General features: G+C 44.8%; 20 protein-coding genes and 1 rRNA gene. 17 read left to right on the plus strand and 4 right to left on the minus strand.

Features of this window, described 5'->3' with window-relative positions; translation table 11 throughout:
• Positions 1-35 precede the first annotated feature (35 nt).
• The 12 genes from H0S56_RS13985 (at position 36) to H0S56_RS14040 (ending at position 10,614) form a co-directional block, all read left to right on the plus strand.
• The gene (locus H0S56_RS13985) at positions 36-782 is read left to right on the plus strand and encodes a YciK family oxidoreductase (RefSeq protein WP_005094903.1); all 747 of its coding nucleotides are present in this window, start codon (positions 36-38) and stop codon (positions 780-782) included.
• 156 nt (positions 783-938) lie between these two features.
• Positions 939-1,358, plus strand: coding sequence for a hypothetical protein (locus H0S56_RS13990; RefSeq protein WP_195725334.1), 420 nt, complete (start codon positions 939-941; stop codon positions 1,356-1,358).
• A gap of 184 nt (positions 1,359-1,542) precedes the next feature.
• Positions 1,543-1,698: a hypothetical protein gene (locus H0S56_RS13995; RefSeq protein ID WP_004281231.1), complete on the plus strand. Its 156-nt coding sequence runs from the start codon at positions 1,543-1,545 to the stop codon at positions 1,696-1,698.
• Positions 1,699-2,013: 315 nt separating this feature from the next.
• Complete coding sequence (locus H0S56_RS14000) at positions 2,014-2,400, plus strand: RcnB family protein (RefSeq protein ID WP_004281230.1); 387 nt, start codon at positions 2,014-2,016, stop codon at positions 2,398-2,400.
• A 243-nt stretch (positions 2,401-2,643) separates the two neighbouring features.
• On the plus strand, positions 2,644-3,030 hold the full coding sequence (locus tag H0S56_RS14005) for an RcnB family protein (protein WP_005245600.1): 387 nt from the start codon (positions 2,644-2,646) through the stop codon (positions 3,028-3,030).
• Between the two features lie 132 nt (positions 3,031-3,162).
• The gene (gene argA / locus H0S56_RS14010; protein WP_004729045.1) at positions 3,163-4,506 is read left to right on the plus strand and encodes an amino-acid N-acetyltransferase; all 1,344 of its coding nucleotides are present in this window, start codon (positions 3,163-3,165) and stop codon (positions 4,504-4,506) included.
• A 333-nt stretch (positions 4,507-4,839) separates the two neighbouring features.
• A complete protein-coding gene (locus H0S56_RS14015) occupies positions 4,840-5,796 on the plus strand; it encodes a sulfonate ABC transporter substrate-binding protein (RefSeq protein WP_195725335.1) in 957 nt (318 codons plus the stop codon).
• A gap of 24 nt (positions 5,797-5,820) precedes the next feature.
• Positions 5,821-6,816 carry an aliphatic sulfonate ABC transporter substrate-binding protein gene (locus H0S56_RS14020; RefSeq protein WP_195725336.1) on the plus strand — a complete coding sequence of 332 codons (996 nt, stop codon included), beginning with the start codon at positions 5,821-5,823 and terminating at the stop codon, positions 6,814-6,816.
• A 36-nt stretch (positions 6,817-6,852) separates the two neighbouring features.
• Entirely contained in the window at positions 6,853-8,028 is a 1,176-nt protein-coding gene (gene ssuD / locus H0S56_RS14025) for an FMNH2-dependent alkanesulfonate monooxygenase (protein WP_195725337.1), read from the plus strand.
• A complete protein-coding gene (gene ssuC, locus H0S56_RS14030) occupies positions 8,028-8,843 on the plus strand; it encodes an aliphatic sulfonate ABC transporter permease SsuC (RefSeq protein WP_004281224.1) in 816 nt (271 codons plus the stop codon). The genes ssuD and ssuC overlap by 1 nt, the downstream gene beginning before the upstream one ends.
• A gap of 21 nt (positions 8,844-8,864) precedes the next feature.
• Positions 8,865-9,671: an ABC transporter ATP-binding protein gene (locus tag H0S56_RS14035; RefSeq protein WP_195725338.1), complete on the plus strand. Its 807-nt coding sequence runs from the start codon at positions 8,865-8,867 to the stop codon at positions 9,669-9,671.
• 322 nt (positions 9,672-9,993) lie between these two features.
• Positions 9,994-10,614: a TetR family transcriptional regulator C-terminal domain-containing protein gene (locus H0S56_RS14040; RefSeq protein WP_004281222.1), complete on the plus strand. Its 621-nt coding sequence runs from the start codon at positions 9,994-9,996 to the stop codon at positions 10,612-10,614.
• A 66-nt stretch (positions 10,615-10,680) separates the two neighbouring features.
• Here H0S56_RS14040 and H0S56_RS14045 read toward each other — a convergent pair whose 3' ends face one another.
• Positions 10,681-11,244 (minus strand): 5'-methylthioadenosine/S-adenosylhomocysteine nucleosidase family protein, encoded by a 564-nt coding sequence (locus tag H0S56_RS14045; protein ID WP_195725339.1) that lies wholly within the window; start codon positions 11,242-11,244, stop codon positions 10,681-10,683.
• Between the two features lie 231 nt (positions 11,245-11,475).
• Here H0S56_RS14045 and ribF point away from each other — a divergent pair, with 231 nt between their 5' ends.
• The 5 genes from ribF to H0S56_RS14070 all read left to right on the plus strand — a co-directional run bounded on the left by ribF (position 11,476) and on the right by H0S56_RS14070 (position 17,068).
• Entirely contained in the window at positions 11,476-12,477 is a 1,002-nt protein-coding gene (ribF, locus tag H0S56_RS14050; RefSeq protein ID WP_195725340.1) for a bifunctional riboflavin kinase/FAD synthetase, read from the plus strand.
• A 64-nt stretch (positions 12,478-12,541) separates the two neighbouring features.
• Positions 12,542-15,388: an isoleucine--tRNA ligase gene (gene ileS, locus H0S56_RS14055; protein WP_195725341.1), complete on the plus strand. Its 2,847-nt coding sequence runs from the start codon at positions 12,542-12,544 to the stop codon at positions 15,386-15,388.
• A complete protein-coding gene (lspA, locus tag H0S56_RS14060) occupies positions 15,381-15,920 on the plus strand; it encodes a signal peptidase II (RefSeq protein ID WP_004281218.1) in 540 nt (179 codons plus the stop codon). Before ileS ends, lspA begins: the two co-directional genes overlap by 8 nt.
• Positions 15,913-16,395 (plus strand): FKBP-type peptidyl-prolyl cis-trans isomerase, encoded by a 483-nt coding sequence (locus H0S56_RS14065; protein WP_004281217.1) that lies wholly within the window; start codon positions 15,913-15,915, stop codon positions 16,393-16,395. Before lspA ends, H0S56_RS14065 begins: the two co-directional genes overlap by 8 nt.
• A gap of 130 nt (positions 16,396-16,525) precedes the next feature.
• Positions 16,526-17,068 carry an NADPH-dependent FMN reductase gene (locus H0S56_RS14070; protein ID WP_004281216.1) on the plus strand — a complete coding sequence of 181 codons (543 nt, stop codon included), beginning with the start codon at positions 16,526-16,528 and terminating at the stop codon, positions 17,066-17,068.
• A 268-nt stretch (positions 17,069-17,336) separates the two neighbouring features.
• Here the strand turns inward: H0S56_RS14070 and H0S56_RS14075 are convergent, their stop codons facing one another.
• From H0S56_RS14075 to rrf, 3 genes are all read right to left on the minus strand, one after another.
• Positions 17,337-17,732 carry a tautomerase family protein gene (locus H0S56_RS14075; RefSeq protein WP_195725342.1) on the minus strand — a complete coding sequence of 132 codons (396 nt, stop codon included), beginning with the start codon at positions 17,730-17,732 and terminating at the stop codon, positions 17,337-17,339.
• Positions 17,733-18,192: 460 nt separating this feature from the next.
• Positions 18,193-19,365, minus strand: coding sequence for a PQQ-dependent sugar dehydrogenase (locus tag H0S56_RS14080; protein WP_195725343.1), 1,173 nt, complete (start codon positions 19,363-19,365; stop codon positions 18,193-18,195).
• A 187-nt stretch (positions 19,366-19,552) separates the two neighbouring features.
• Positions 19,553-19,667, minus strand: a 5S ribosomal RNA gene (gene rrf / locus H0S56_RS14085).
• Positions 19,668-19,698 lie beyond the last annotated feature (31 nt).

Here is a 19,698-nt window from a genome sequence, read left to right on the forward strand (position 1 = left end):
TTAACACTAAATAATAAGAAGTGAGGAGGTAGATAATGAAATATTCAGCATATCAACCTCGCCCCGATCTGCTCAAGGATCGTATCATCCTAATCACAGGTGCGGGCGATGGCATTGGACGTGCAGCAGCAATCAGTTATGCCTTGCATGGCGCAACTGTGGTGCTGCATGGGCGTACCTTAAACAAACTCGAAGTCATTTATGATGAAATTGAAAGTTTGGGTGCGCCGCAACCTGCCATCTTGCCGCTACAACTATCGAGTGCGTCAGAACGTGATTATGAGCTTTTGCTCGATACGCTAGACCGTCAGTTTGGTCGTCTGGACGGCATTCTGCACAATGCCGGCATTTTAGGCGAACGGGTTCCCTTGGCGGATTATCCGGTCAATGTCTGGGATGATGTGATGGCGGTCAATCTGCGTGCACCCTTTGTCATGACCCAAGCGCTGTTACCGTTATTATCCAAATCCGAACATGCTTCTGTGGTTTTTGCCAGCTCAGGTGTAGGCCGCGAAGCCCGCGAACGCTGGGGTGCGTATTCGGTTTCTAAAATTGCTATTGAAGCGGTAAGCCAGTTATTTGCCAAAGAGCAGGTACATCCGAATATCCGTTATAACTGCATCAATCCCGGGGCAACGCGGACTGCCATGCGCGCCAAGGCCTATCCGAATGAAGATCCGAAAACCCTGCCTACCCCCGATTCAATCATGCCAGCTTATCTGTATTTGATGGGTAATGACAGCCTGCATATGAATGGCCAGAGTATTGACGCACAGGATTAAATTATTCTGTCTGTCATTCAGGGAGCAATCGCTCCCTTTTTATTTCGTTTTTAGTCGTATTCAGCATATAAATCTTGAGTAAGTTCACCCCGCTCGCATTGAGTTTCATTAAAATAACAGCATACTAAGCCCCAATATATTTCACTCGAGTGCATCATGACTGAATTAAACAATATTACGGTGACCCATTTAGACGATGGCATAGTGTCGCTGCTGATTGATCAACAGCCTATTTCAGAAAAATACGGCACCAAGTTTGAATCCAGTATCGTGGATGACATCAAAGCACTCGAAAATGCTCAGAAACTCAAATTGTTCGAGCAATTTGTATTTTCACATCAGGATCTGAATTTTGAACATGCCTATTATTATGTGACTGGCATTGAAAAATTAGACGACAGTTATCGTCTGGCCAAGCATTTTGTTTATCGCATTAAAATTGAAGGTCAGCCAGAAATCGAACATGTCATCAGCAATCAGGGCAAAGCCATGACGGCCGAGGATGTACGTGCCTTTATTCAGGCGCATGTGCAGAAATCACTCAACGATTATACTGACCTGAACTACGCTTATTAAAAGTCGGGTCATTGAATAATCTTGGGCACTTTTCGATAAAGTGCCCTTTTTTTCTTAAAATCCTGCAAAAAATAACAATAAATCGGATTTACATATTAAATATATAAAATTATACGGTTTTCCAAATTAAACTGATTGGACTATGCTTTCTTGAATCACAGATAGATCAAATCAGGAGCGCAGCATGGCTGACCAAAAACGTAAAATTGAAACAATTCACCGGATTGAACAGTTGCAGTTATCTGAAGCATTGATTGTGGCACTCGATGACGCCCTACAAGCTGAATCCGTGGCTGACGCGATTCAGTCCTTACAAGGTTTGGCAGAGCAATGGAATTAATCTCAAACTAAACTGGCAAAATTCTTTGCCGTTTCAGTAAATCATGAACTTTTTTCTTGCTGATTCAATGCTGTTTTTTTGAGCTAAATCATCGATTTTCGCTTGCATGTTGGCCCTTGCTTTGATGAGATAAGGACATGGCTCGGTAGGCTACTTTATAGAAGTGATGCCGTCGCATATAGTCATGTAAAAACATGACATCATCATAATATCTCTGCATTTGTTATAAAAATTGTGCCTGTTCTTCACAGTTTCTCTGCAATTTTTCCGTACATTAGGTGCTGTAGAAGATGAACAATTTAATGAGGGTTCAACATGAAAAAGGTTTTGGTGGCACTGGCAATTTCTTGCAGTACATTCATGCTGAGCAATGTCGTCATCGCTGCCCCTCATTTCAATGATGAATCCCGTATGGATTCACGTCATGGTCATGACAAGAAGAAAGCCCGTGAGTTCCGAGAGGAAGATCAGCAGGATAACCGCCGTATGCGTGAAGAACGCGGGGTGAAACGCCTGCAACAGTTACGCTGGCAGCCGGGTTATGTGATGCCGCAGCATTATCGTGGCAATGGCTATAAAGTTGAATACAAAGACCATCGCCTGCCTCGACCTGACCGCAAGCAGCAATGGTACAAAGTCAATAATGACTACATTCTGGTGGATTCTGAAAACAACAGCATTATCCGCATCGTGGGTGACTAGTTTATAAGAGCATTCAAATTTAATCTTCTTTAAGGCCCAACCATGTTTGGGCTTTTTTATTTCACTGGCTGAAAATTTTTTATCCGCAAATCTCGCTGCTTTTCCAGTTTTCAGACTGCGTGATTCATCTACTAAATTTCTTCATGAATTTAACAATTTAACTAAATAGCCCTCACGCTTTCTATGTACTTGTTCGCTAATTTAGTCTCATCGAAATTAGATATACATCTTAAGGTGAGAGCCATGAAAAAAGTCTTAACTACAATCGCGTTATCTCTAAGTGCTTTGTTAGCTACTTCTGCAATGGCAGCACCACAGCATGACTCGCGTTATGACCATAATCCGCATAAATCGGCACCACACTGGAATGCCAAAGATAGCAAGAAATGGAATGACGACCGTCGCTGGAATGATGACCGCCGTCATAACAACCGTATGGTCAATCCAAGCCGTGACTGGCGCGTAGGACAAACTTTACCACGCCAATATGACAACAACCGTTTTGAAGTGAGCGATCGCGAAGCACGCCGTTTGCCAAATACCGGTCGTTTCCAGCAATGGTACAAGGTCAACAATGACTACGTTCTGGTCAATGAACGTACCAACAAAATTGTACGCATCATTAACTAAGCTTTCTCCATTACTGCTCGTCTTGCAGACACCTGAAGTCCCCTTCAGGTGTTTTTTTATATCTGCGCTTCCACTTGCGTTTTTTTTCATTAGAATCAAAGCTGGATCTTCAATCATTGAAATGGGCACAGCATGACTTCAGCAGAAACGTCACAAAGCACAACCTTGCAATATGTGCACTGGTTTCGCCATTCTGCGCCTTATATCAATGCGCACCGCAATAAAACCTTTGTAATCATGTTTGATGGCGAAGCCGTCTTAAATGATAACTTTCAGCATATTATTCACGATATTGCTTTATTACATTCTTTGGGCATTCGGCTGATTCTGGTACATGGTGCACGTCCGCAAATTAACCAGAATCTGGCTCAAAGCCAGATTACGACGCCTTTTTACCAGCAGCGTCGGGTCACCACACGTGAATCTTTAAGCTGCGTGATGAATGCCGTCGGTTCGATCCGCCTACAAATTGAAGCACTGCTGTCTATGGGACTGGCCAATTCGCCGATGTATGGCGCCCGGATTGATACCGTTTCAGGGAATTTTGTCACCGCCAAGCCGTATGGCATCCGCGATGGTATCGATTTTCAGTTGACCGGTGAAGTGCGCGCGGTTGATACCGATGCGATTCAGCGCCATCTGGACAGTCATAATATTGTGGTGCTTGGCCCGACCGGTTATTCCACTACCGGAGAAGTTTTTAATCTGCTGGCTGAAGAAGTTGCTACCAAAACTGCGATTCGCCTTAAGGCAGATAAACTGATTTTTCTCGGTAAGCAGCATGGTCTGATGGACAGTAACGGCCAACTCAAACGCGAAGTGACACCGCAACAACTGGATGATTTTATTCCGGTCGAACAAGATGCACTTGAAAGAGGACTACAATTGAAAGCCGCACAAGAAGCCTCAATGAACGGCGTACATCGGGTGCATCTGATTTCTTATGCCTATGATGGTGCCCTGCTGGAAGAACTGTTTACCCGCGATGGTTCCGGCACTCTGGTCACCGATGCACATTATGAAGAAGTGCGGATGGCCGATATTCAGGATGTAGGGGGTCTGATCGGTTTGCTGCGTCCACTGGAAGAAGAAGGCATTCTGGTCTATCGTTCGCGTGAACGTCTGGAAAATGAAATCAACCAGTTTGCCGTAATCGAACGGGACGGCATGATTCTGGCCTGTGCCGCCCTCTATCCGATTCCGACCACTGGTGATGAGTTGCGTTCTGCAGAAATTGCCTGTGTTGCGGTACATCCCAGTTATCGCAAGTCTAATCGGGGTAGCCAGATTCTGCATTATCTTGAAGAAAAAGCCAAAAGCATGCAGATTCAGCAGCTGTTTATTCTAACCACCCGCACCGCGCACTGGTTTCTGGAACAGGGCTTTGAACCGGCTTCAGTCGATGATCTGCCGGATGCCCGTCAGGCTTTTTATAATTATCAACGTAATTCAATTGTTTGCAAAAAGTCACTTTAAAGTGGCTTTTTCTTTCAGTGCTTTAGCTGAATTTCAGATAAAGATATCTGGCAATCTCGATTTAACTTTTAAAATTCTATTACTGGTTTTTAGCTAAACATATCAGCAGATTAGATTTAAAAAAATAATTATAAATTTCATAAGTTTGATTAATTTAAATATTAAATCTTCATTTTTATATAAATCACTTTTTCGCATAAGTTTTGCGCTTTTTTATTTATCTTTTTTCTTCATTAGAAATTCCTGAATAGTTATTTTTTTAGAAAAACAAAAACGATTAGCGTGTGTCTAAGTTTTCATTCACTAGTTTGTCATTTTCGGGAGTTTCGATTCATGCGCCAATCTCATGTTCAGTTTTTAGCAAAGACTGCAGTACTTGGTATTGCGATGGTGGGTGTCATGATGCTTTCAGGCTGCTCGAAAAAAGAAGAGACCATTACCCTGAATATCGGTTTTCAAAAATACGGCGTATTACCGATTTTAAAAGAACGTGGCACGCTGGAAACTACCCTAAAACAGCAAGGGGTCAATGTGAAATGGGTAGAATTTCCGGCCGGCCCACAACTGCTTGAGGGCCTGAATGTTGGCAGCGTCTCTTTTGGTGAAGCCGGTGAAGCACCGCCAATTTTTGCCCAGGCGGCCAACTCAAATCTGGTCTATGTGGCCAATCAGCCGCAAGCGCCTAAGGCAGAAGCCTTAATTGTACCGAAAGATTCGCCGATTCAGTCTATTCAAGATCTGAAAGGCAAACGGGTAGCCCTGAACAAAGGTTCAAACGTGCATTACTTACTATTAAAAGTTCTGGAAGCCAACCAGCTTGGCCTTGATGATATCGAAGTGATCTATTTACCACCTTCCGATGCACGTGCTGCATTTGAACGTGGTGCAGTCGATGCTTGGGTGATCTGGGATCCGTTCTTTGCAGCTGCTGAACATCAAATTGGTGCGCGTGTCATTGCCAGCGGTGAAAATGTGGTGAGCAATCATCAGTTCTATCTGGCAGATCGCAAGTTCGCAGAAAGCCATCCTCAGGTGGTACAGGCGGTGGTCAACGAACTGAATCTGACCACGGACTGGGTGGCAAAAAATCAGGACGCTGCCGCTCAGCTCCTGCAAAAACCGACAGGTCTGGCCGTCGATGTCTTAAAAACCTCTATTTCACGCATGGGCTTCGGTGTTAAACCCCTCACGACTGACGTGATTCAAAAACAGCAACAGGTCGCCGATGCGTTTTATGCGCAGCAGCTGATTCCACAAAAGCTGAATATTGATGCAGCAATTATTAAATAACAGCAGAATAATTCGAGAATAAAGATGAGTCATTTAAAAACAGTTTCTTATATCAGTTTAGCGTTATTGAGCTTTAGTCTGACTGGCTGTCAGAAACAGGAAGCACAGCAAAAGACTGCTGCAGACACCAAAGAAACACAACCGGTAAAAACCATTGCGATTGGCTTTCAGAAATCAGCCTTGAATCTACTGGTGGCACGCGATGAAAAGCTATTAGAACAACAATTCCCGAATGCCAAAATTGAATGGAAAGAGTTTCCGGCAGGTCCACAAATGCTGGAAGCCTTAGCGGTCGGTGCAGTGGATTATGGCTATGTGGGAAATACTCCGCCTATTTTTGCACAGGCGGCAGACAAAGCCCTGAGCTACGTGGCCTTTGAAAAAGTGGCGGGAAATTCTTTGGCCGTGGTCGTGCCGAAAGACAGTGCGATTCAAAACATTCAACAGTTGAAAGGAAAACGGATCGCGGTTCAAAAAGGTTCAAGTGCCCATGAACTTCTGGCCAAAACCCTGGAAAAAGCAGGATTGGAGTGGTCAGAGATTCAAGCCATTTGGCTTCCCCCTGCGGATGCACGTGCTGCTTTTGACAAAAAAGCCATTGATGCCTGGGCAATCTGGGATCCCTTTCTGGGTGCAGCCGAGTTCGACAGCCAGGTTAAGGTGCTGATTGAATCCAGTGACTTTCCACAAACCTACTCCTTTTATATCGGCAATCCCGAATTTATTCGGAAGCATCCGGATAGCCCCGGGAAGTTTATTCAGGCTTTAAATGCCTCTGACCAGTGGATTCTTAAAAATCAGACTGTAGCTCTAGATATTTATCAGAAAAGTACCGGTCTGAAACCAGAAGTGGCGAAAGTTGCATTTGAGCGTCGTCTTAAACCTTCGCCGGTTCAACCTTTAACTCCGGAAGTGATAAAAGCCCAACAGAATATTGCCGATCTCTTCCAGCAGGTTCAACTGATTCCCAAAACCATCAGCGTCCAGCAACAGATCTGGTCGCCAGCAGCCACACATTGATGAACAAACAAGATGATTTAATTTAAGGAATATCACATGAAAATTTTCTGGTTTATCCCCACTCATGGCGACAGTCGTTACTTAGGCACCAGCAAGGGCGCACGTGTTGTAGATCATACCTACATGAAGCAGATTGCCGTTGCGGTAGATAACTTAGGTTATGAAGGGGTGCTAATTCCGACTGGCCGTTCTTGTGAAGATCCATGGTTAACCGCAGCCAGCCTGATTGATGCGACCAAAAAATTAAAATTCCTGGTGGCGCTGCGTCCAGGCGTGACCACTCCGGCACTGGCTGCACGTATGACCGCGACCTTTGACCGCTTGTCCAATGGCCGGGTGCTGCTGAATCTGGTGACTGGCGGTGATGAACAGGAACTAAAAGGTGACGGCGTCTATGAAGATCACACAACCCGCTATAAAACGGCGACCGAATACACCACCATCTGGCGTGAAATTTTAAAACGCTCGCATACTGGTGAAAGCTTCACATTCCATGGTGAACGCTTAAGTGTCGATGATGCAAAATTGCTGTATCCACCCATTCAGCAGCCGCATCCGCCTTTATGGTTTGGTGGCTCATCGGATGATGCCATTGAGCTGGCCACGGATCAGGTCGATACTTACTTGACCTGGGGCGAGCCACCGGCAGCAGTCAAAGAAAAAATTGCAGTGGTAAAAGCCAAGGCTGCAGCTAAAGGTCGTGAACTGAATTACGGGATCCGTTTACACGTGATCGTACGCGAAACCAATGAGCAGGCCTGGGCGGCGGCTGAAGAACTGATTCAATATGTGGATGATGCCACTATCGCTGCAGCCCAAGCCAAGTTCAAATCCATGGACTCGGTCGGTCAGCGCCGTATGGCAGAACTGCACAATGGCGATCGCAGCAAACTCGAAGTTTCTCCAAACCTCTGGGCAGGTGTGGGTCTGGTTCGTGGTGGTGCAGGTACGGCACTGGTCGGCGATCCGGAAACTGTCGCTACACGTATCCAGGAATATGCCGATCTGGGGATCAGCACCTTTATTTTCTCAGGCTATCCACATCTGGAAGAATCCATCCGTTTTGCAGAACTGGTATTCCCTTTACTTCCACTGGAAACCCAGCAAAAACTCACTCAACCAAACTTGACCGGTCCATTTGGTGAAATCGTGGCGAACAACTACACACCGGACGAGAACAAGCAGGCTGAGAAAATTAAGGAGTCTGCTTAATGTCAAAAGTCGGTTCCGTTGAAACCCTGACCCCAAAGCAGGTTTCACGTGGAACAATTCTGGAGCAGCATCTGCTGCCCTGGCTGGTTCCAATTTTCTTGATTGCAGTTTGGCAAATTGCCTCTAGCACAGGCCTGCTGGAAAGCCGGATTCTGCCTGCACCGAGTGCCGTGGTTTTAGCCTTCTGGAATTTATTGCTCAGCGGTGAACTGTGGACGCATGTGCAAGTCAGTGCAGGACGTGCCATCAGCGGATTATTGGTAGGTGGTGGTTTGGGCCTATTGCTGGGTCTGTTAAATGGTTCATCCAAAACTGCCTCTACCCTGCTCGACACCACCTTGCAGATGATCCGCAATATTCCTGCACTGGCACTCATTCCCCTAGTCATCTTATGGTTCGGGATTGATGAATCTGCCAAATTGTTTCTGGTGGCGATTGGGGTATTTTTCCCGATTTATATCAATACCTATCATGGGATTCGTTCCGTCGATCCGCAATTGATCGAGATGGGCAAAAGCTATGGCTTAACTCGCTGGCAACTGTATAAAGAAATTATTCTGCCGGGTGCGATGCCGTCAATTCTGGTCGGACTGCGTTTTTCTCTAGGTCTGGTCTGGGTATTGTTAATCGTGGCCGAAACCATTTCCGCCCAGTCTGGTATTGGTTATATGACCATGAATGCACGTGAATTTTTGCAAACTGACGTGGTTCTGGTAGGTATTTTATTGTATGCCCTGCTCGGCAAACTGGCCGATGTTCTGGCCGTGGCCTTAGAGCGATTCCTGCTGCGCTGGCATGCCGGCTATCAAAAATAAAGAATAAATGAGGAGCATGTGATGACTGATCTCAGTTTAGGGCGTCATGCCAATGACCCGATTGTGCCACTGGACCAACCTGCGGCAGAGATCAATCCTGCTGCAGTGATCGGTGCCGAAATTATCATTGAACAGCTGCACAAGTTTTACGGTTCGGTCAAGGTTCTGGAAGATCTGGACCTGCATATCCAGCCGGGTGAATTTCTGGCAATTGTTGGTCGCAGCGGTTGTGGTAAAAGTACCTTATTGCGCCTGATTGCCGATCTGGAACAGCAAAGCTACGGCGAAATCAAGTTTAAGTCAGCCCGGCATATTCGCGAAGGCATTACTACCGATGATATCCGGGTGATGTTTCAGGACCCTCGCCTGCTGCCCTGGCGCAGCATCGAACAGAATGTTCAACTCGGTTTACCGAAGGAGCAGCATGCCAAAGCTTCGCAAATGCTGGAAAAGGTCGGACTCAAAGAAAAAACTGGACTGTGGCCTTCACAGCTTTCTGGAGGACAACGGCAACGTACCGCCTTGGCGCGGGCATTATCGCATCAGCCGCGTATTCTACTGCTGGATGAACCGCTCGGCGCCTTGGATGCCCTGACACGTCTGGAAATGCAGAACCTGATTGAACGTCTCTGGACCGAGCAAGGCTTTACCACCATTCTGGTCACGCACGATGTCAGTGAAGCAGTGCAATTGGCAGACCGGATTATCTTGCTGGACAAAGGCCATATTGCCAAAGAATTTAAGGTCAATTTGCCACGTCCCCGGCAAAAAAGTGTGACATTTGCAGAACTAGAACAGGAGGTCTTGCAGGCAGTTTTAGCGACCTGAATACCCAATCCAACCCAAAATCGCGCATGGTTTTGGGTCTTATTCTTATAAAAATACATTTATCTCCATAAGAATACATTTTCATCAGATTCATTTCAGTATTATTCTTCTCTTCAATTGATGAAGAAAAAAGATGAATAAATGAAGTATTTTCAGAAACTTGAATTTTTCTCCTGGTATAGATGCATTTAGCCTGTTTAAAATATTGATCTAGAGAATAAATCATCATTATTCAAAAAATTAGCCTGTGACTGTGTGCACAAATCTGATGATTTGCCGTACAATTGAGGATTCCCTTTTTCATTGTTTTTTATATTTGCTAATGGAACAAAAAAAGAGTACTCAAAAACGCAATCAGCTGCTAAATGCTGCACTAGACGTATTTTCCCTATATGGTTTTAATGGGGCAAGCCTGGATGAAATCGCACAAATTGCAGAAATGCATAAGTCGAATATTTTCTATTATTATGAAAATAAAGAAGCCCTGTATGTCGAGGTATTAACCACCGTTTTACAAAAATGGCTGGCGCCTTTACAAACCCTGGAAGCTGAACTTGAACCTGAAGAAGCGATCACCAATTATTTGATGCAAAAAATTGAAGTGTCGCGTACCCAGCCTAAAGCATCCCGTTTATTTGCTTTGGAGGTGATTCAAGGTGCACCGCATATTCTGGAAATTTTAAAAGGTCCGCTGAAAAAACTGGTCAAGCGTAAAGCCAAAGTAATTTCCAACTGGCAGGAGCAAGGCAAGATTTCTGCAGATATTGATCCTGAGTTACTGATTCTGAATATTTGGGCGATTACCCAGAACTATGCAGACTTTGCGACCCAAATGGAAATGGTCACGGGTAAAACCTTGCGTAACCGCAGCATGCAGCAACGCATTATCCAGCATACGGTACACATGATGTTATACGGCGTGATTCCACGCACGGATAAATAAGCAAGCGCTTCTGATTGGCACACGACCATAGCTGCTATGGTCGCCGAGCAAACTTAACCTTCCTATTTATTTTACCATTTGATATAAATCTAATAATTTTTTCGCACCCAATAACAGATTTTCTTCCCAATCCAGATGCGCAGTCTCATTGGCTCCATCAGTAATGTATTTCACTGAAATCAGCCGAACGCCCAGCTTTTTACAGACTTTGGCCAAGGCATAGCCTTCCATATCGACCAGATTACACGCCACTTTTGAAATACCGGTTTCAAAGCTGTCGCCTGTTCCACAAATCCCTTTCGGCAAATGGTCAAAGAAAGAATCCAGCTCAATCGCACCCGGGAAATGCTGATCCATCGGGGTCATACCGACCTCAAAGCCGAGGGGCGACACATCCATATCACGCTGTACAAATTGCGTGACTTCGACCAGTTCATGCGCATTGAAATGCGAACTCCCCGCGCTTCCCAAATTCAGCAAGGTACTGCAACCGGTGTTCTGAATCACCTCAAAGGCTTTAAAGGCCGCGTTGACTTTGCCAATCCCGCTGTAATGTACCTGAATGCCTTCTGCTTCAAACAAGCCTTTGGATTCATTGGGTAGAGCCATGATGAGCGCCAGATCGGACATTCGAAACACCTGATATCAAGAAAAACCCTGACATTAGAAAACAAAACCGGCTGAATGAAAAGCATCAGTGCTCTGATCAAATATACTTAGTGCGTAGAAAAACCAGCCGACTCAATTCCAAGGAAGATGAATTTTCAAGAAAAATATTGCATAAAAACACAACAGCAAGACGAAAGCGCGAGATTATGGCAATATATAGCCTCTCGATATTTCTAAGCACTTGATTTGCCCATGCAGCTGCTCCGTCTAAATGCTTTAGCCTCTCATTCTGAATTACCCAAAACTGCCGTGACCATCGGTAATTTTGACGGCGTGCATTTAGGCCATCAGGCGATGATCCGTCAGCTGCAACAGGTGGCCAAAGCACAGGGTTTAAAATCTGTAGTGATGATTTTCGAGCCGCAACCACTTGAATACTTTCAGGGTTATGATGCTCCACCGCGTATTTCATCATTGCGTGAAAAAGTTGAATATCTGACTGAGCTGGGTGTGGACTATATCGCAGTGGCGAAATTTGACCATACTTTTCGCAGCCTGACTGCAGAAGCCTTTGCCGACATTTTAAAAGAAAAACTGAATGCCCGGCATCTGGTCTTGGGCGATGATTTTCACTTTGGTAAAAACCGCCAAGGCAACAGTGAATTCTTGCGCAATTACGGCTTTGAAGTCACCAATTTAAATACCATTGCTCTAGATGGTGAGCGTGTCAGTTCCACCCGGATTCGCCAGACCTTACAAGCCGGTGATTTAGCCTTGGCCGCACAATTGCTGGGTCGTCCTTATAGCATTACCGGGCGGGTGCAATATGGTGATCAGATTGGTCGAACCATTGATTTCCCCACCATTAATGTACGGCTCAACCGTCATAAGCCCTGTCTGAATGGCATTTACGGGGTGGAAGTCATTTGCGAAACCCTATCCTTAAAAGACAAGGTAAAAGCCGATTCTGCAGCGCAAACAGGCATTGCAGGTTATGACCCCACTGCTCTGTTTGGGGCAGGTCATGTCGGCACACGTCCAGCCATCAAACAAGCACATCCAGAGTGGCGATTAGAAGTACATTTTCCAGATGTTTCTGCTAATCTGTATGGCCTGTTGATGCGGGTGACGTTCTTAAACTATTTACATGGCGAAAAGGACTATCCTTCGCTTGAAGCGCTAAAAGCCGGAATTGATGATGATGTCGAGAAACTGCTTGAGTTTCGTCGAAATCACCCCACATTTCCCTTTTAATATCCCATATTTTTATTGTAAAACGTGTCAGTGACATAACTGATTAGATTGGAAGACGACTTGCATGAGCGATAAGCAAACTCCTGAAAATGCAGTGGACTATAAAGCCACGCTAAACCTCCCAGGTACTGACTTTGCAATGAAAGCAAATTTGGCAGTACGTGAAGCGAAATGGTTAGAAGAGTGGTATGCCGACAACATTTATCAGCAGATTCGTGAATCGCGTATTGGCAAGAAAAAATACGTGCTTCATGACGGCCCTCCTTATGCCAATGGTCAAATCCATTTGGGTCATGCGGTCAACAAAGTACTCAAAGACATCATTATCAAAAGTCGTGTCATGGATGGTTTTGATGCACCGTATGTACCGGGCTGGGACTGTCACGGTTTGCCAATCGAACTCAAAGTCGAAGAAAAAGTCGGTAAAGTCGGCGTAAAAGTGGATGCATCTACCTTCCGTAAAGCCTGCCGTGAATATGCCTACACCCAAGTTGAGCTTCAAAAGAAAGACTTCGTACGTATGGGCGTATTCGGGGATTGGGACAATCCTTACTTAACGATGAACTTCAAACAAGAAGCTGACATCGTACGTTCATTGGGTGCAATCGCGAAAGCAGGTCATATCGAGCCAGGTCTGAAACCAGTCAACTGGTGTTTAGACTGTGGTTCATCACTCGCTGAAGCTGAAGTTGAATACGAAGATAAAAAATCTGACGCAATTGACGTCGGTTTCACGGTTGTAGACCTTGCTGATTTATCTGCACGTGTCGGCGTAGAAATCGCTGATCGTACGGATATCGTGATTTGGACAACAACGCCTTGGACCATGCCTGCCAACCAAGCGGTTGCATTACACGCTGAACTTGAATACCAACTGGTGAAAGCAACTGGTGAAAACAAAGCATCACAAAACTTCATCCTTGCGAAATCATTGGTTGAGTCTGCAACTCAGCGTTATGGCTTTACTGCATTTGAAGTGCTTGCTGAATTCACAGGTGCAAAACTTGAGAATTTAGTTCTTCAACATCCTTTAATTGCTGAGCGCCAAGTGCCAGTGATCTTGGGTGAACACGTCACCGATGCTAGCGGTACAGGTGCTGTACATACTGCACCGGGTCACGGTGTGGACGACTATAAAGTTGGCTTACAGTATAACTTGAAAGTTGAAAACCCAGTCGGTGGTAATGGTGTGTATTTACCAACGTCGCCAATCTTCCCGGGCGAGCACATCTACAAAGCCAATCCAAAAATCATTGCAGCATTGACTGAAGCGACCAAGCTTTGGGCACACGTGGTGATCAAGCATAGCTACCCGCATTGCTGGCGCCATAAAACCCCGATTATCTTCCGTGCGACCCCACAATGGTTCATCAGCATGGATGCCAAAGGTCTGCGTCAAAATGCACTGAATGCGATTGAAAACGATATCAGCTTTGTACCGGACTGGGGTAAAAACCGTATCCAGGCGATGATTGAAGGTCGTCCGGACTGGTGTATTTCACGTCAACGTACTTGGGGTGTGCCAATTCCGTTCTTCGTACACAAAGACACCAATGAATTGCACCCACGTACGCCTGAACTGATTGAAGAAGTGGCTAAGCTGATCGAGCAAGAAGGCATTGATGGCTGGTATAACCGTGATGCCTCTGAGTTTATCGGTGCGGATGCTGAACAATACAACGCAGTTCGTGACACATTAGATGTCTGGTTTGACTCTGGTACAACGCACTATGCGGTACTGCGTGAACGTGAAGAACTGACTGATCCTGCTGATTTGTACCTTGAAGGTTCAGACCAGCACCGTGGCTGGTTCCAGTCGTCGTTATTGACCTCGATTGCGATTAACGAACGTGCGCCATATAAAGGTCTATTGACTCACGGTTTCGTCGTGGATGAAAAAGGCCGCAAGATGTCCAAGTCGATCGGTAACGTGATCACGCCGCAAGACATCATTAAAGATATGGGTGCGGATGGTTTACGTTTCTGGATCGCCTCTGCGGATTACCGTTATGAAATGACCGCTGGTAAAGAAATCTTTAGCCGTGCCTCTGACGGTTATCGTCGTATCCGTAACACGCTTCGTTTCTTGCTTGCTAACCTGAATGGCTTCAAACCATCAACAGATGCGCTTCCTGTAGATCAATTGATCGCGCTGGATCAATACATTCTGCAACGTGCATCTGAAGTGCAAGAAACCATTAAGAAAGCATACGAAGATATGAACTTCCATATCGTAACGACTGCTCTGACTAATTTCTGTATCAATGACTTGGGTGGTTTCTACTTAGACATCATCAAAGACCGTCAATACACCACGAAAGCGGATTCGCAAGCACGTCATTCTGCACAAACTGCGTTGTATCACTTGGTACAAGCATTCGTGCGTTGGATGTCACCAATCCTGAGCTTCACTGCACAAGAAGCTTGGCCGTTAATTCCTGAGCAATCAGAGAAATACGTGTTCACGGCTGAATGGTATGATATTCCTGTGGCTTCAACTGCAAATGTAGTATCTGAAGCTGAATGGCAAACGCTCATTGCCGTGAAATCTGCAGTAAACAAATTCATTGAAACTGCACGTACCGCGAAAACTGTCGGTTCTAACTTGTCTGCCAAAGTTGAACTTTGGGCAAATGCCGAATTAAAAGCAGTGCTAGATAAGTTAAGTGATGAGCTTCGTTTCGTACTGATCACATCACAAGTGATCGTCAATGAGTTTGATGCAGCACAAGGTGAAGCGTCTGATCTTGAAGGCTTGAATGTGAAAGTTTCAGCAGCTGATGGCGAAAAATGCGTACGTTGCTGGCATGTATTACCAGATGTAAATACACATTCTGCACATCCTGGTCTATGCGGTCGTTGTATCATCAACCTTCCTACAGGCCAAGGCGAAGAGAGAAAATATGCCTAATACCCACACCAAAAAGGGCTTATTCCAGTTCTATCCACATAATTTATGGTGGGTTGGACTGGCCATTCTGGCGATCATTCTGGATCAATGGACCAAATGGATTGCAGTGACAAATCTGAACTATGCAGATCCTGTTCCTGTGCTGCCCTTTTTAAATTGGACACTGCTACATAACTATGGCGCTGCCTTTAGTTTCCTGTCCGATGCCGGTGGTTGGCAACGCTATTTCTTTACTTCACTGGCAGGTTTAGTGTCTGTAATCTTTGTGTTTTGGCTGATGCGCATGCCAAAAGACATGAAAATTTTACCATTGGCGATTGCCCTGATTCTGGGTGGTGCCATCGGTAATTTAATCGACCGGGTCAGCCTCGGCTATGTAGTCGATTTTATTCATGTGTATTACCAGAACAGCCACTTCCCTGCGTTCAATATCGCAGATAGTGCTATTACTGTAGGCACTATTCTGATGCTGATTGATACCTTTTTCTTAGAAAAACATCGAATTCAACGGGCGCAAGCACAACATGACTGATTTTATTCATCCTAACGAAGAAACCCGGGTTGCAGACGGTTCTAAAGTCGAGCTGCACTTTTCTGTCGCAATCGAAAATGGCGTGGAAATTGACAATACCCGTAGCCGTGAAGAACCGGTCAGCCTGGTGATTGGTGATGGCAATTTACTGCCTGGTTTTGAAAAAGCATTGTTTGGTTTACGTGCCGGTGACCGTCGTACGGTGAGCCTGCCGCCAGAAGATGCTTTTGGTCCATGGAATCCAGAAAACATCCAGAAATTTGATACGGTGAAGTTCGGAGAACGTCCGATCGAAGGTCACATGATCGAGTTTGAAGACAAAGCCAAAGCCACCCTGTATGGCGTGGTGAGATCGGTGAATGATGACATCACTGAAGTGGACTTTAACCATCCATTGGCAGGCAAAAACATCACCTTTGAAGTGGAAATCTTTAAAGTGACACCTGCGGGTCAGCAAGGCATTAAACTGATGTAAAACCTCAGCTAATTAACTGATTTTAAAAAAGCTCCTTCGGGAGCTTTTTATTTTCCGGATACAAATCATCTCTAGTCACCTTCCTGAAATCTGATTAATTTGATGATCAGACCCGAAGAAAGGATGAAACATGAAAATTTATATTGTGGTTGGGAGTGTTCGTGAGGGACGTACTGCGATTAAAGTGGCGCACTGGGTACTGCAGGAAATTAAAAGTTATGCCTTTAGCACTTTGGAAACTGAAATTGTCGATCTAAAAGAATGGGATCTTCCGCTGTTTTCTGGTGCTCATCCCCCATTGACCGGGATTTATGATCAGCCCAAACAGCAAGACTGGGCCGACAAGATTGCGCTTGGCGATGCCTTTATTTTTGTCACGCCTGAATACAATCATGGCTATAGCCCTGCCCTGAAAAATGCCCTGGATTATCTCGGCAAGGAATGGCAAGGCAAACCGGCAGCTTATATTGGTTATGGTGCGACCAACGGATCACGTTCGATTGACCAGATTCGTCAAGTCGGCACTCAACTTGGACTGGTAGATACCAATGCCGTGATCGAAATCCGTGACATCTTTGCACGCAACAAAGATTATTCCTTCCAAGGCAATGAATTTGATAATAAAAACTTAAAAGCTGTAGTGGATAGACTGATTCAATATGTCAGTGCTTAATGACTGGACGACAGCCCTGTACGTTTTAGCCTACATGCAGCGCAGAGTTTAGCCGCTATGCAGTCATTTTATGCGAGGCTATAGTGAGTACATAGACAGACAGGAAGTCTGCAAAGCGATACGACAACAATAAAAAGCGCCAATCAACAGGACGTTGACAGATTAGACAGGAGTCAGATCTGAGAAGCAAATCCAGAAAAGCCTCGACAGGATGTTGAGGCTTTTCTGTTTAAACTTTAGGTTTAACTAGAGTAGTGATCGGAATGCATCAAACATCAACCTTAAAGCCGAGATCAACATCACAGGCGGCCTGCCCTCCCCGGATCTCCCAATTTTCTAGTGCACTTTCTCTCAGATGAATCAGAATATGATCTGCAGGAATGCCGATTTCTCCGAGACTTTTGACCATCTGCTGATATAAATTGCGCTTGGTCTCCAGACTGCGGCCAGCAAAACAGTCAATACTGATCAAGGTAAAATATTCAGGCTGAGCTAAATGGCTCATATAATGAAAACGATGCGCTTCATGCACGACCAGACGAATATTACGATCATATTCAGGCATCTGAAAGGCGGTTTGTACACAATGAAATACGTTGTTGAGCAATTGTTCCTCAACTGCTTGAGGATATTGTTGCCGAACTTCAATTTGAATCGTAGGCATAGGAGTTTCCTTTTTATTATTTTATCGACGTTTTATTTAAATCAGTTGATGTATATCAAAAGAGTATTCTCTCGCTAAAATGCAGCAAAATCATCACCGCAGTTTATGATTTGGTCAAAAGATCATATTGAAACAGTATTTTTGAATTTATCTTTTTAAAATTCGGCTGTCGGCTTTGACCTACAATCTATGCAGCTAAACTGCCCTATTGCGCTGCGTCGCTTCAGGCTATATTCAGATCATACCAAGACAGGAAGTCTTGTAAGAAAAATAAAAAAAATCACGTAGCAGGATGCTGATCGGTATAACAGACATTATACCTTTAACAGAATATGAAAAGGCCTTCACAGGATGTAGAGGCCTTTTTCTTTCATGCCAGCATCAGCTTAAAAAGATTTTTATTCAGATGGTCAGCTTATTCAATATTTCATATTTAGATAAGCATCCTAAAAGCAGAGGATTAAGGTGCTGTCATTTTTAACAGAGCTGCTTGCGGACCATCTTGAATCACCCACAGTGAACCATCCTGTGCCTGAGCAACCCCGCGAATCCGCTCTTTCATATCCAGACGCTGAACTTCTTTCACTGGGGTCTGGTTCGTATCCACAATCACAATCGCCTTGGAAGACAGACCGGTCGCAATCGCCTTATTTTTCCATTGCGGGAAGACATTAGCCGTATAAAATATTAAATCTGAAGGAGAAATTACCGGAGTCCAATCCAGTGCCGGGGCTTCAAATTCAGGTCGGGTACTGTGATCAGGAATCGGCTTGCCATCATAATGATTGCCATTAGACACTAACGGATAACCATAATTTTTAGCTTTGACAATCTTGTTCAGTTCATCGCCGCCTTTCGGTCCCATTTCGATCACCCAAAGCTGCCCTTTCGGATCAAAAGCCATGCCTAGAGGATTACGGTGTCCAAGACTCCAGACCTGCTGGGCAATTTTACCCTGAGTCATAAACGGATTATCGGCAGGGATTGAGCCATCATCATTCAGGCGAATAATCTTACCGGCATTAGATTGCATGTCCTGTGCAGGGTTGAATTGCTGACGTTCTCCTGAACTGATCCATAACTTACCATCCGACCCGAATACAATCCGATGGGCATAATGTCCCTGGCCTGAAAATTTCGGCACTTGCGTCCAGATCCGTTCAATCTGTTTCAGTTGGGGGGTAGACTGTCTCAAATCAAGTTTGCCACGAACGACCACAGCACCATATCCACCTTGACCCTTTTCAGCATAACTCAGATATACCCATCGATTCTTTGCAAAATCTGGATGTAAAGCAACTTCACCTAAGCCGCCTTGGCCCCCATACGCAACCTGGGGTATACCTTTCACCTCGATTTTTTTCTTGGTTTTTGGATCAAAGAGCTGCAATTTTCCTTTACGCTCAGTAACCAATAGCCGGCCATCATTTAAAGTAGTAATCGCCCATGGTTCATTAAATTGAGCAACCTGTTCGGTCTTATATTTTTGCAAGTTTGAAGAGACTGCATCCGATTTGGCAGCTGATGTAGAGGTCTCTTGAGTACTTCTAGAAGATGAATTCTCTGCATGACAGGCAGTAAACGCTAAAGCACAACAACTGAGTAGAATTTTTATTTTAAATTGCGACAACATTATCTTCTCCATACTGATTTATTGTTCAAATTAACATCAAGATACAGAATTCCTGATGTAAATTCAGCAGAGAAAGGTAAATAGATACATTTTAAAAGCTATAAAACGATTTAATTTTGAAGTTTTATTTATATTTTTTACACATAAAAAACACCCCCTTCTAACGAAGGGGGTGTTTCGAATAATGAGCTGGCGATGACTTACTCTCACATGGGTAACCCCACACTACCATCAGCGCTAAGAGGTTTCACTTCTGAGTTCGGGAAGGGATCAGGTGGTTCACTCTTGCTATGGTCGCCAGCACAACTGGTATGATTACTTACTGAGGTCTTA

The sequence above is a fragment of the Acinetobacter lwoffii genome (assembly GCF_015602705.1).
In the GTDB taxonomy this organism is placed as follows: Bacteria; Pseudomonadota; Gammaproteobacteria; order Pseudomonadales; family Moraxellaceae; genus Acinetobacter; species Acinetobacter lwoffii_E.